This is a genomic window from Parasphingorhabdus sp. JC815, assembly GCF_040717415.1.
Taxonomy (GTDB): Bacteria; Pseudomonadota; Alphaproteobacteria; order Sphingomonadales; family Sphingomonadaceae; genus Parasphingorhabdus.
Window position 1 is genome coordinate 162,008 of record NZ_JBFEFM010000006.1, and the last position, 13,426, is coordinate 175,433.

Consider the following 13,426-nt stretch of genomic DNA (forward strand, 5'->3'; position numbering starts at 1 on the left):
CATGTCTTTCACGCCGTTGAACGCTGCTATATCAAAAAAGCCCTTCCGAAAACATATTCCGGAAGGGCTCTTTTTATCTATTGGCCATAATGGCTATGGACGCGGTGATCAGGAAGGTTGTTCCCCGTCACCATCAGTAACGACATCACCCAGCGGGGTATCGCCTGTTGCTGCATCTGCATCCTGAGCCAGTTCAGCTTCATGCTGTTCTTCGGCAGTATCAGCCGCGATCAATGTTTCTTCAACTTCTGCTTTAGAGTCGAAGGCATCATCTGCTGCGCTGGCGGATGCTTGCGCTGCTTCTTCCGCTTTCAATTCCTGAGCAGCGACCATTGCATCAACCATCTTTTGTTGCTGTGCGCGAAGCGAAGCATCACGGCTGGTCGCCGCGATCCGTGCCCGGTTCATGCCAGCACCAGTACCAGCCGGGATCAAACGTCCAACGATGACGTTTTCTTTCAAGCCGATCAGTTGGTCTTTCTTGCCCTCTACCGCCGCCTGGGTCAGCACCCGGGTGGTTTCCTGGAAAGAAGCCGCCGAGATGAAGGAACGCGTTTGCAGGCTTGCCTTGGTAATGCCAAGCAGCACCGGCTTGCCTTCCGCAGGTACCTGCTTCTTGGTCAATTTCGCGTTATATTCCATCATTTCTTCAAGGTCGATCTGCTCGCCGGGAAGAAGCGTGGTATCACCACCATTGGTAATCTCAACTTTCTGCAACATTTGACGAACAATCGTTTCAATGTGCTTGTCGTTGATTTTCACGCCCTGCAAACGATAGACTTCCTGAATTTCCGAGACCAGATATTCAGCAAGCGCCTCAACACCCATGACTTCAAGAATATCATGCGGGTCAGGTGAACCGGAAACCAGATTATCGCCTTTTTTCACGAAGTCGCCTTCCTGAACGTCGATAACTTTCGTTTTCGGTACCAGATATTCTACTGGATCGCCTTCTTCCGGAACAATCGCAATCTTGCGCTTGGCTTTATAGTCGCGCAAATATTCAACGCGGCCATCGACCTTGGCAATGATTGAGTTGTCTTTCGGAATACGCGCTTCGAACAATTCGGCAACGCGTGGAAGACCACCGGTAATATCACGGGTTTTCGCAGCTTCACGAGACACACGTGCGATAACATCGCCCGCTTCCACTTCCTGACCATCATTGACTGACAATGTAGCGCCATTGGCCAGCAGATAGCGCGCCGTTTCACCGCTATCCTCGTCAAGCAAGGTCAAGCGTGGACGCAGATCTTCCTTGTTAGCGCCGCGGCCCGATGCCCGATATTCTGTAATCACGCGCTGCGCGATACCGGTTGCTTCATCTGTCTGCTCGGTCATCGTTTTGCCTTCGATGACGTCCTGATATTTGATGACACCCGGCTTCTCGGTAATCACTGGCATCGTGAATGGATCCCATTCAGCCAGACGGTCACCCAATTTCACCTTCGCGCCATCTTTGACCAGCACGCTAGTACCATATGGCAGCTTGTCAGCAGAACGTTCCCGTCCATCGGAATCGATCACAGCAATCACACCGGAGCGAGCGAGCGAGAGAAAACGTCCGTTCTTGTCCTCAATAACCGGCATATCACGATATTCGACTGTACCTTCGGCTACCGCTTCCAGATTGGATTGCTCGTTCAGCTGTGCAGCACCACCGATATGGAAGGTCCGCATCGTCAGCTGCGTTCCCGGCTCACCAATCGACTGAGCCGCGATAACACCAACAGCTTCACCAATATTCACCGGTGTACCGCGAGCAAGGTCACGACCATAGCATGTACCGCAAACGCCCATTTTGGATTCACAGACCAGCGGTGAGCGGATCCGTGCAGACTGGATACCCAGCTCTTCGATCAACTTGATCGCAGCCTCGTCCAGCAAGGTACCGGATTTAATCACGACCGAGCCGTCTTTGCTGTCGACAATATCTTCAGCCATAGTCCGGCCCAATATCCGCTCGCCAAGCGACGCGATAACCGAACCGCCCTGTACGATGGCTTTCATTTCAAGCGCATTTTCGGTGCCGCAATCATTTTCAACAATCGTACAATCCTGCGAAACATCAACCAGACGCCGCGTCAGATAACCGGAGTTAGCGGTTTTCAATGCGGTATCGGCCAGACCTTTACGCGCTCCGTGAGTGGAGTTGAAATACTCAAGAACGGTCAAACCTTCTTTAAAGTTCGAGATAATCGGCGTTTCAATAATCTCGCCGGAAGGCTTGGCCATCAGGCCGCGCATACCGCCCAGCTGTTTCATCTGTGCCGGGCTACCACGGGCGCCAGAGTGGCTCATCATGTAAATCGCATTGATTTCACGCTCACGGCCATCCTCGTCCAGCGGCGTTGCCGACAGATCTTCCATCATGGAGTTTGCAACCTGGTCACCGCAGCGGCTCCATGCGTCGATTACCTTGTTGTATTTTTCCTGCTGCGTAATCAGACCGTCCTGATATTGCTGTTCGTAATCAGCAACCAGAGCGCGGGTTTCCTCAACTGTTTTATCTTTGGAATCCGGAATGATCATATCATCCTTACCAAAGGAGATACCGGCTTTACACGCATGGCGGAAACCAAGGCCCATGATCGCATCAGCGAACAAGACCGTATCTTTCTGACCCGTGTGGCGATAAACTTGGTCAATCACATCGCCGACTTCTTTTTTCGTCAGCAAGCGGTTCACAATATCAAATGGAACCTTGTGTGATTTTGGCAGACATTCCGCGATCAGCAAGCGCCCCGGAGTGGTTTCAAAACGCTTGAGGATGGGCTTGCCTTCCTCGTCGGTTTGCGGAACCCGGGTGGTAATTTTGGAGTGCAAAGTCACTGCACCGATTTCAAGGGCCTGATGCACTTCGGCCATATCGGCCAAGAGCATACCTTCGCCCGGTTCACCTTTGCGGTCCATGGTCAGATAATAGATACCAAGCACCATATCCTGTGACGGAACGATGATCGGCTTACCATTGGCTGGGGACAGGATGTTGTTGGTCGACATCATCAGGACACGCGCTTCCAACTGCGCCTCAAGGCTCAGCGGAACGTGGACAGCCATTTGGTCACCGTCAAAGTCGGCGTTAAACGCAGAACAGACCAGCGGGTGAAGCTGAATCGCCTTACCTTCGATCAATACCGGCTCAAAGGCCTGAATGCCCAAACGGTGAAGCGTTGGCGCACGGTTTAGCATCACAGGATGCTCACGAATGACCTCTTCAAGGATGTCCCAGACTTCCTTACGCTCTTTTTCGACCCATTTTTTGGCCTGTTTAAGCGTCATCGAAAGACCCTTGGCATCAAGCCGCGCATAGATAAACGGCTTGAACAATTCCAAGGCCATTTTCTTTGGCAGACCACATTGATGCAGTTTCAATTCAGGGCCGGTTACAATAACCGAACGACCGGAATAGTCGACGCGCTTACCGAGAAGGTTCTGACGGAAACGGCCCTGCTTGCCTTTCAGCATATCGGACAGCGATTTGAGCGGACGCTTGTTTGCACCGGTAATGGTACGGCCACGACGACCGTTATCAAACAGCGCATCAACCGATTCCTGCAACATACGTTTTTCGTTGCGGACAATGATGTCCGGCGCACGCAGTTCCATCAGACGTTTCAGGCGGTTATTCCGGTTAATCACCCGGCGATAAAGATCGTTAAGATCAGAGGTCGCGAAACGGCCACCATCCAGAGGCACCAGCGGGCGCAATTCGGGTGGAATCACCGGAATAATTTCAAGGATCATCCATTCCGGTTTATTTCCGGAGTCGATAAAGCTCTCTACTACCTTAAGGCGTTTGATGATCTTCTTGGGCTTCAGCGTGGACTTGGTTGTTGCCAATTCCTCGAGAAGATCTTCTTTCTCACGCTCAAGATCCAGGTCCTGCAACATGATTTTGACAGCTTCGGCGCCGATACCGGCAGAGAAAGCATCTTCGCCATATTCGTCTTGCGCTTCGAGCATCTCATCTTCGGTCAGCAACTGGAATTTTTCCAGAGCGGTCAAACCGGGCTCAATAACCACATAGCTTTCAAAATAAAGCACGCGCTCAAGCTGTTTAAGCTGCATATCGAGCAGCAAGCCAATACGGCTAGGCAGTGATTTCAGGAACCAGATGTGCGCGACAGGAGCCGCCAGATCAATGTGGCCCATACGTTCGCGGCGAACCTTGGTTACCGTGACTTCGACACCGCATTTTTCACAGACGATGCCTTTATATTTCATGCGCTTATATTTACCGCATAGACATTCGTAATCTTTTACAGGTCCAAAAATACGCGCACAGAAAAGACCGTCACGCTCTGGCTTGAAGGTCCGGTAGTTAATGGTTTCCGGCTTTTTGATTTCACCGAAAGACCAGCTACGAATACGTTCTGGCGATGCAAGACCGATTTGAATCTGGTCAAATGTTTCCGGCTTTGAGATCGGGTTTGCGAAATTTGTTACTTGGTTCATTTTTTCTTCCTTCGGGGCCTATGCCCAAAATTGAAATGCTAGGGGCGAGAGTGAGTTTTAACGCCTCACTCCGCCGCTATCGCTACGCCGTCGTCATCGTCGTCTTCATCACCGAAGCTGGAGAGCTCGATATTAAGACCAAGCGAACGCATTTCCTTGACCAGAACGTTAAAGCTTTCGGGCACACCGGCTTCAAAAGTATCGTCACCCTTGACGATCGCTTCGTAAACCTTGGTCCGTCCGATCACATCATCCGATTTGACCGTCAACATTTCCTGCAACGTATAAGCTGCACCATAAGCCTGTAGCGCCCAGACTTCCATTTCCCCGAAGCGCTGTCCACCGAACTGGGCCTTACCGCCCAATGGTTGCTGCGTGACGAGAGAATATGGTCCGATCGAACGGGCATGGATCTTGTCATCGACCAAGTGATGCAGTTTGAGCATGTAGATATAGCCCACAGTCACTTTGCGGTCGAATTTATCACCGGTCCGTCCGTCATATAGGTCAACCTGTCCGCTGCGGTCCAATCCGGCGAGTTCCAGCATATCGGAAACATCGCTTTCATGCGCTCCGTCAAACACAGGGGTCCCCATAGGCACACCGTTACGTAAGTGGCCGACCATCTCGACTATCTCGGATGTTTCACGGGTATCAATATCTTCGTGATATTGTTCGCCGTAAATGACCTTGAGCTGCTCTTTCACTGCATCAGGCGGCGCGGCTGCCTGTGGATCCGGATTGGCCAGCTTCCATTCTTCCAGAGCTTTTGTCACTTGCTCGCCCAAGCCGCGTGCGGCCCAGCCAAGGTGGGTTTCAAAAATCTGGCCGACGTTCATACGCGATGGCACACCCAATGGGTTCAGTACGAGATCAACCGGCGTTCCGTCTTCAAGGAACGGCATGTCTTCTTGTGGAAGAATGCGGGAGATAACCCCTTTGTTACCGTGACGACCGGCCATTTTATCGCCGGGCTGCAACTTGCGTTTCACAGCGACAAACACTTTGACCATTTTCAGAACACCCGGAGACAATTCGTCACCGCGTTCCAGCTTCTCGCGCCGATCTTCGAAGCGTTCGTTAATTTCCTTGATCGCTTCATCATATTGTGCGCGAGTTGCTTCAAAATCAGACTGGACCTTGTCGTCCTTGACGGCAATTTTCCACCAATCGGCATTTTCCAGCTCAGCCAGACTTTCTGCGGTAATTTCCGCGCCCTTTTTCATCGGTTTCGGCGCAGAAGTTGCTATCTGACCGATCAGCATGTCTTTCAGGCTGTTGAAAGTCGCACGGTTGAGGATGGCGCGTTCGTCATCACGGTCTTTCGTGAAGCGCGAAATTTCTTCGCGTTCGATCGCCAGTGCACGTTCGTCCTTGTCGATGCCGTGGCGGTTAAACACACGAACCTCGACCACGGTCCCGGCAACACCGGGAGGCAGACGCAGAGATGTGTCGCGGACATCGGATGCTTTTTCACCAAAAATTGCACGGAGCAATTTTTCTTCCGGCGTCATTGGCGATTCACCTTTGGGGGTGATTTTACCAACAAGAATATCACCCGGCTCAATTTCGGCACCGATGTAAACGATACCCGCTTCGTCGAGGTTGCGTAGCGCTTCCTCACCGACGTTGGGAATGTCGCGGGTAATATCTTCGGGGCCAAGCTTGGTATCACGGGCCATGACTTCAAATTCTTCGATATGGATCGAAGTGAAGACATCGTCTTTCACGATACGTTCAGAGATGAGGATACTATCCTCGTAGTTATAGCCATTCCACGGCATAAACGCGACAAGGCTGTTTTTGCCCAGTGCCAGCTCGCCCATATCGGTTGATGGACCGTCGGCAATTGTATCGCCTTCCTGAACAATCTCACCCACTTTTACCAAGGGGCGCTGGTTGATACAGGTGTTCTGGTTCGAACGCTGGAACTTCTGGAGCGTATAGATATCGACACCGGACTTGCCGGCTTCGACTTCGCCCTGCGCGCGGATCACGATACGGGTCGCATCGACCTGATCGACAATACCGCCGCGTCGCGCCGCAATCGCCGCGCCGCTATCGCGGGCCACGGTTTCTTCCATACCCGTTCCGACAAAGGGTGCCTCTGCTTTTACCAAGGGCACAGCCTGACGTTGCATGTTCGATCCCATAAGGGCGCGGTTGGCGTCATCATTTTCCAGGAACGGAATGAGCGAAGCCGCGACAGATACGAGCTGCTTGGGCGAAACGTCCATCAAGGTGATCTGGTCACGCGGTGCGATCAAAAATTCGCCAGCTTCACGGGCAGAGACAAGCTCTTCGACAAAGCTACCGTCTTCGTTCAGCTCGGCGTTGGCCTGCGCCACGGTGTGCTTTTGCTCTTCCATAGCGGAGAGATACACAACGTCATCGGTGACCTTGCCGTCTTTAACCTGGCGATAAGGCGTTTCGATAAAGCCGTATTTATTCACCCGGCTAAAGGATGCCAGCGAGTTAATCAGACCAATGTTCGGGCCTTCCGGCGTTTCAATCGGGCAAATACGGCCATAATGGGTCGGGTGAACGTCGCGGACTTCAAAACCGGCACGTTCACGGGTCAAACCGCCCGGCCCAAGCGCCGACACACGGCGTTTATGGGTAACTTCGGACAAGGGGTTCGTCTGGTCCATAAACTGGGACAGCTGCGAACTACCGAAAAATTCACGAACGGTTGCAACGGCTGGCTTTGCGTTGATCAGGTCGTTCGGCATCACGGTGGACACATCAACGCTCGACATGCGTTCTTTAACCGCACGTTCCATACGCAACAGGCCAACGCGATACTGGTTTTCGAGAAGCTCACCCACCGAACGCACACGCCGGTTGCCGAGGTTGTCGATATCATCCACTTCGCCCTTACCGTCTTTCAGATCGACGAGAGTTTTGACAACGGCCAATATGTCTTCTTTACGCAGGACTGTATAATCATCCGGCGCATCAAGATCGAGACGCATGTTCAACTTAACACGGCCAACAGCGCTCAGGTCATAACGATCCGGATCGAAGAACAAGCCTTCAAACAAAGCCTCGGCAGTTTCGCGGGTTGGTGGCTCACCGGGGCGCATAACACGGTAAATATCGGACAATGCGCCATCACGATCTTCGGCTTTGTCAGCTTTCAGAGTATTGCGAATCCACGGCCCGGTTGTGACATGGTCGATATTCAACAGTTCCAACTGGTCAATACCGGCAGCATCAAGCTTCTCGAGATTCTCGACCGTGACTTCATCACCGGCCTCGATATAAATCTCGCCGGTTTTTTCGTTAATCAGATCATAAGCACTATAGCGTCCAAAAATTTCTTCTGTTGGAATGACGACATTTTTCATGCCATCTTTTTCCGCTTTATTAGCGCCGCGCGGTGTAATCTTGGTTCCGGCAGCAAAAACGACTTCCCCGCTATCGGCGTCAACAATATCAAATGTTGGCCGCTGGCCGCGCCAGTCTTCGGTTACAAAAGGAATGGTCCAGCCATCTTTTGAACGCTTATACGAGATGCGACCGTAAAATTCGCTAAGGATTTCTTCTTCGGAATATCCTTGCTTCAATATGCCGGTGATTTCCGCGCTCTTGGTACGGCCCTCATCCTCGATCTTACCTTGAATCTCAATCGCGCCCATTGGCTCTTTGATGGTAATCCGGTTGCCGTCAACTTCGACGATTTCGGCTGGTTGCTTCATACCGGCAACACGGACCATTTCACCAACCGAGAAGGGAGGCTCTTTTTCTTTTACTTCAATGATTGCATCACCAAGCGAGCGCAGCAGCGCGGTCACCGGCAGCTTGCGTTTACGGTCGATACGAACGTTGACAATATCTTTGGCATCAAATTCAAAATCAAGCCACGAGCCACGATAAGGAATGACACGCGCAGCAAACAGGAATTTGCCGGACGAGTGGGTTTTACCGCGGTCATGGTCAAACAATACACCGGGCGAACGGTGCATCTGGCTGACAATAACGCGCTCTGTGCCATTGATGACGAACGTGCCGTTCTTGGTCATCAAAGGCATGTCGCCCATATAAACGTCTTGCTCTTTAATATCGAGAACGGAGCGCGCTTCGGTTTCAGGATCGACTTCAAAAACGATCAGGCGCAGCGTCACTTTCATCGGCGCTGCATAGGTTATGCCGCGCTGACGACATTCTTCAACATTATATTTAGGATCTTCCAACTGGTAGTTGACGAAGTCCATTTCGGCAGTGCCAGCAAAATCACGGATCGGAAAAACACTACGCAATGTTTTTTCAAGGCCGGAAACATAACCAATCGACGGATCGGAACGCAGGAATTGCTCGTATGATTCGCGCTGGACCTCGATCAGATTCGGCATATCAATGACTTCATGAATGTTGCCAAAGATTTTGCGGATACGTTTCTTGCGGGTCGGGGTGAGAGCTGTTGTCTTTACCGAAGATGCTTTCGTCGCCATGTATTTTTGCCTTCTCGCCATCACCGGATTACCACTTCTTTTGAAGTGCTTAACCAGTGGAAAATCAATCATGTGGGGCGCTCCAAGACGAAAAGCCACGCACCCTCACCCCCAAATATTCCGGGCGAAGAGTCGTAGCTTATAGCGTCCTGAAAACCGGTCAGATTTCATTTCTTTCGGCGCACTGCGCAACTGCACACCCTGTCTCGAAATCTGTGGTAGAGCGGTTCTATAGGAAAATGCAGGATTTCGGTCAAGGGGTCTGGGCAGCTCCGTTAGTGATAGGCTGACCTCGCCCTAGCTGCAAAAGCCCGGAATCCGGCTTTATAGTGTTTAGCCTATACGGGGTGCGGAAGTAATTTCATCAGCTCTCACCCTGAAGCAACTATCTATCAACCCGTTTTTCGCAAAGAGACGGCTTTACTGGTCTTTACCCGCTTACGGTCGGTATCTCGCTTGCTAATCTCGCTTTTATTGTCCCGCATGTTAACGGTCACATCGCTCCGCCCTGCTACGGCGGAGGCTGGAATGGCCTTGCTGAACAAATAGCCCTGCACCTGCATGCAGCCTTCTGCTTTCAGTTGATTAAGCTGACCGTCACGCTCCACACCCTCAGCCGTTGTCACCATGCCCAGGCTGGAGGCCAGTCCCGTCACGGCACGGATAATCGCCCGGCAATCTTCACGGCTGTCCACCTCATCTACAAAACAGCGATCAATCTTGATCTTGTCGAACGGAAAGCTTCGCAGATAATTGAGCGAACTATATCCGGTGCCGAAATCATCCAGCGCAATCCGCACTCCGAGGGACCGGATTTTGTGTAGCAGTTCCACATTCGACTGGTTGTCATTCAACAAAACGGATTCGGTAATCTCCAATTCCAGCCGATGCGGAGCAACGCCGGTTGCAGCCAGAGCGTTAATGATCGTCGGCATCAGGTTAGGGCTACGCATCTGCGCCGGTGACAGGTTGACGGCAACGCTAAGATGTTCGGGCCAGTTGGCGACCTCTTGCAAAGCAGAGCGGACGACCCATTCGCCAAGCTGCACGATCAGCCCGGTTTCCTCTGCCACGGGGATAAAGACATCCGGCATGATCAGTCCTTTTTCCCTGTGATGCCAGCGGAGAAGGGCTTCATAGCCAATGGTTTCCTTGGTTTCGATATTGACCAGCGGCTGGTAATAAAGCTCCAGCTCGTTGCGCTGCAATGCCAAGCGCAAATCCATTTCGATATTGCGTTTGTCCTGAACCGCCTCGTGCATGGATTGGTGAAATATGGAAGCGCAGCTTCGGCCATTTGCCTTTGATTGATATAAAGCAATATCAGCGTGTCGCAAAAGCTCTTCGGAGTTCTTGCCATGATCGCGGGCAACGGCGATGCCGATGCTTACACCCACGACTACCCGCTGCCCTTCGATAATGACCGGTTCGGACAATTTGTCTATCAACTTATGCGCGATATTTTGTACCTCTTCCAGAGATTCGACACTGCGAAGGGAAATCGCAAATTCGTCTCCACTAAGCCTCGCCACAACATCTTCGATACCGACATTTTGTTCCAGACGGCTGGCAACGGCTTTCAACACCAGATCACCAGCGCCATGCCCCAATGTATCGTTGATCGTTTTGAAATGGTCGAGATCCAGATAAAGAACCGCCAGTTTCTGGTTCGGCTTCATCCGGCCAATTGACCGTTGCAGCGACTGATTAAACAAAGCCCGGTTGGGCAAGTCGGTCAGGCTGTCGAAATGGGCCAGATGCGCGACACGTTCTTCCGCCAGCTTCGCGCTGGTTATATCTGCGGCGACACCGCGAATAAAACTGCCTTGCCCCTTTGCAGACTTGATGTTGCGCCCTGATAATTTCCACCAGCGGCGCTGACCGTCGAACAGGATCGGAACGTGAATTTCACGGAAAGTTTTTCCGGATGTCAAACATTGTGCAAGCTGGTTACGTTCAGTCGATTCTTCAAAAAGATCGATCAGCGGCATATCGCGGAGATCGCGGATTTCCATATTTACCGCCGTTGCAAAACGGGCAGACGGGCTTACGATTCTTTGATTTTCATCCACTTCCCACAACCAGTCGGAACTTTGCTCGGAATAATCATGCAGCAGCAGCCGCACCGTTTCCGCTGCATTTCTGAGCTTCGCCGCATGCAGATGACGTTGCACAAAATTAAAGAAAAATAGCCGGTAAATATAATCGATGCTCAATGCAAAAACGACCAGCAAAACGACGGTGCTAATGGCATCGGACTGTCCCGCCATCAGAAAACTGACCGCATATACCACTGTTGTAATCGACAGATTATAGGTCTGTGCCCGCGGAATACTGCCGAATATAAATCCGCCGAGGATCAGGCTGCCAAGTGCTATTAACCCCATGTCCATGGTATAGGGTAGCTGTCCGAATGCTAATGGGACTGCCGCAATGCAGCTAAAACCAATCGCACTCAAAATGCTCTCGGAATGGATGACTTTTATCGCTTTTTTGTAATTTACAACGTCGGCATCAATATATGACTGGCGATAGAAGTTACGGATTGCCACGTAAAATGCGACAGCGCCATATAGACATGTCAAACCAAGAAATAGGGGATCAGCATAGATCGCCAGTTTGACCAATATATATATTGTTAGCGGTAATACTGCCAATGACCCTATTCGGGATATCTGGCCGATGGATTTGAGTTGCTCACGCGCAACCAGCTCCGTGGTTTCAGGATCAGCATTGATCTTGAAGTTCCACACTTTCTTCTGCATTTCCAGCAGCCGCTGGAGAGTAACCGTCTCCCCCATATCTTATTGCGTCCCGTTTACATAAAAATCCTGTAAAATAATGTAACCATGTTTCGTTTTGAAGTGGTTAACGGCCTGAAAAGCACGGTTTTTTCCCAGTTTTTCGGGATATTCCGTTACCCGGGACACAATTACAATCAATCATCGCCATGAAATGACAAGAAAAAGGGCGGCCTTCCGAATCGGAGACCGCCCATAATTCTTTAGGTTGTCACCATATCAATCCACCGGATCAATCCACTGGTCCGAACCCGGCCCAGCATGGTGACTAAATTGTTTATTTCAGTTCGACGGTACCGCCAGCAGCTTCGATCTTTGTTTTGATCTCTTCAGCTTCATCTTTGCTGACGCCTTCTTTAAGCGCTTTCGGTGCGCCTTCGACAAGAGCTTTCGCATCGGTCAGGCCAAGCTGTGTGATGGCACGAACTTCTTTAATCACCTGGATTTTCTTGCCGCCGTCGCCGGTCAGGATCACGTCAAATTCGCTCTGCTCTTCAGCAGCTTCGCCACCGCCTGCAGCAGCAGGTCCGGCAACTGCAACAGCAGCAGCAGCAGATACGCCCCACTCTTCTTCAAGAGCTTTGGACAATTCAGCCGCTTCCATGACGGTGAGTTTCGATAGTTCTTCAACCAATTTAGCAATATCAGCCATTTTAAAAATACTCCAAATTTCGAATTAAATTAAATTATATGCAGGTCATTCACCCGTAGCGGCATAAGCGCCGACTACACGTGCAAGGCTACTGGCCGGCTCGACAAGAACACGGGCGATCTTGGTTGATGGTGCCTGAAGCAGACCAACAATCGTACCGCGAAGTTCATCAAGCGAAGGCATAGAGGCCAGGGACTTAACGCCAGCTTCGTCCAGAAGGGTATCACCCATTGCGCCGCCAACAATTTCAAGATTGTCGTTGGACTTTGCAAATTCGACTGCAATTTTTGCAGCCGCCACCGGATCATCCGATGTGGCAAGAGCGACCGGACCAGACAGCATATCTGCTATCGGGGCATAGTCGGTTCCTTCCAGAGCGCGTTTGGCAAGGCGGTTTTTAGAGACTTTGAAGCTTGCACCCGCTTCACGCATCTTTCCGCGCAGCTCGGTAGATTGAGCAACGCTAAGACCCAGATTGCGTGTTACCACAACAACCCCGGCTTCTTTGAAAGTCGCGTTCAGCGCAGCAACGGCTTCGGTCTTTTGACCACGATCCATATTTTGCTCCTTCACGTGGATTTTGGCCGAAACCAGAATCCATCACTTAAATTCCGTCACGCCGAACCTGTTCCGGCATGACGAGCGAATGGCCAGACAAAAGTCCAACCGTTTTAATCCGAAGGGGGGTTTTTGCCGCACTGTCATAGAAAATATGACCCGCGTACCGATGAGCCATAATCCGGCCCATTAAAAACTGATCCCCGTCTAGGCTGGAAATTAAGAGGGTCAAATTACCCCCACCGGCTGTCTCGGACGGAAATTGCAATATCGAAACATCACAATTTGTGACGCTCATTTAGCCGGACAGACGGATAAGTCAAGAGAGACATGAAGGGTGTAATAGGGGAGCATGAGAATGTCCGGTGGATCTGATACCCCACAATCGCCGTGCGGTCACAAAGCGCTTTCCTACAGCACGGCCCGCATGATACGATCAACGCAGCTCTTTCCCGGCTCGCATATCAGTCCCGGTTATCAACAAGCGGCACGACAATTGTTGG

Annotated in this window: 5 protein-coding genes and 1 pseudogene; all 6 read right to left on the reverse strand. The window is 51.3% G+C overall.

What is annotated here, in order from left to right:
* Positions 1-108: 108 nt before the first annotated feature.
* The 6 genes and pseudogenes from rpoC to AB1K62_RS13595 all read right to left on the reverse strand — a co-directional run bounded on the left by rpoC (position 109) and on the right by AB1K62_RS13595 (position 13,221).
* On the reverse strand, positions 109-4,458 hold the full coding sequence (rpoC, locus tag AB1K62_RS13570) for a DNA-directed RNA polymerase subunit beta' (RefSeq protein ID WP_367004301.1): 4,350 nt from the start codon (positions 4,456-4,458) through the stop codon (positions 109-111).
* Between the two features lie 65 nt (positions 4,459-4,523).
* A pseudogene (rpoB, locus tag AB1K62_RS13575) lies at positions 4,524-8,861 on the reverse strand (DNA-directed RNA polymerase subunit beta); the annotation flags it as partial.
* 443 nt (positions 8,862-9,304) lie between these two features.
* Positions 9,305-11,713: an EAL domain-containing protein gene (locus AB1K62_RS13580; protein ID WP_367004302.1), complete on the reverse strand. Its 2,409-nt coding sequence runs from the start codon at positions 11,711-11,713 to the stop codon at positions 9,305-9,307.
* A gap of 277 nt (positions 11,714-11,990) precedes the next feature.
* Positions 11,991-12,365, reverse strand: coding sequence for a 50S ribosomal protein L7/L12 (gene rplL, locus AB1K62_RS13585; protein WP_367004304.1), 375 nt, complete (start codon positions 12,363-12,365; stop codon positions 11,991-11,993).
* A 45-nt stretch (positions 12,366-12,410) separates the two neighbouring features.
* Entirely contained in the window at positions 12,411-12,923 is a 513-nt protein-coding gene (gene rplJ, locus AB1K62_RS13590; protein ID WP_367004305.1) for a 50S ribosomal protein L10, read from the reverse strand.
* A 46-nt stretch (positions 12,924-12,969) separates the two neighbouring features.
* On the reverse strand, positions 12,970-13,221 hold the full coding sequence (locus AB1K62_RS13595; RefSeq protein WP_367004307.1) for a hypothetical protein: 252 nt from the start codon (positions 13,219-13,221) through the stop codon (positions 12,970-12,972).
* Between the last annotated feature and the right edge of the window lie 205 nt (positions 13,222-13,426).

Coding starts and splice junctions, on each gene's coding strand:
- rpoC (WP_367004301.1), bottom strand. CDS start 4,458: ATGAACCAAGTAACAAATTTCGCAAACCCGATCTCAAAGCCGGAAACA.
- AB1K62_RS13580 (WP_367004302.1), bottom strand. CDS start 11,713: ATGGGGGAGACGGTTACTCTCCAGCGGCTGCTGGAAATGCAGAAGAAA.
- rplL (WP_367004304.1), bottom strand. CDS start 12,365: ATGGCTGATATTGCTAAATTGGTTGAAGAACTATCGAAACTCACCGTC.
- rplJ (WP_367004305.1), bottom strand. CDS start 12,923: ATGGATCGTGGTCAAAAGACCGAAGCCGTTGCTGCGCTGAACGCGACT.
- AB1K62_RS13595 (WP_367004307.1), bottom strand. CDS start 13,221: ATGAGCGTCACAAATTGTGATGTTTCGATATTGCAATTTCCGTCCGAG.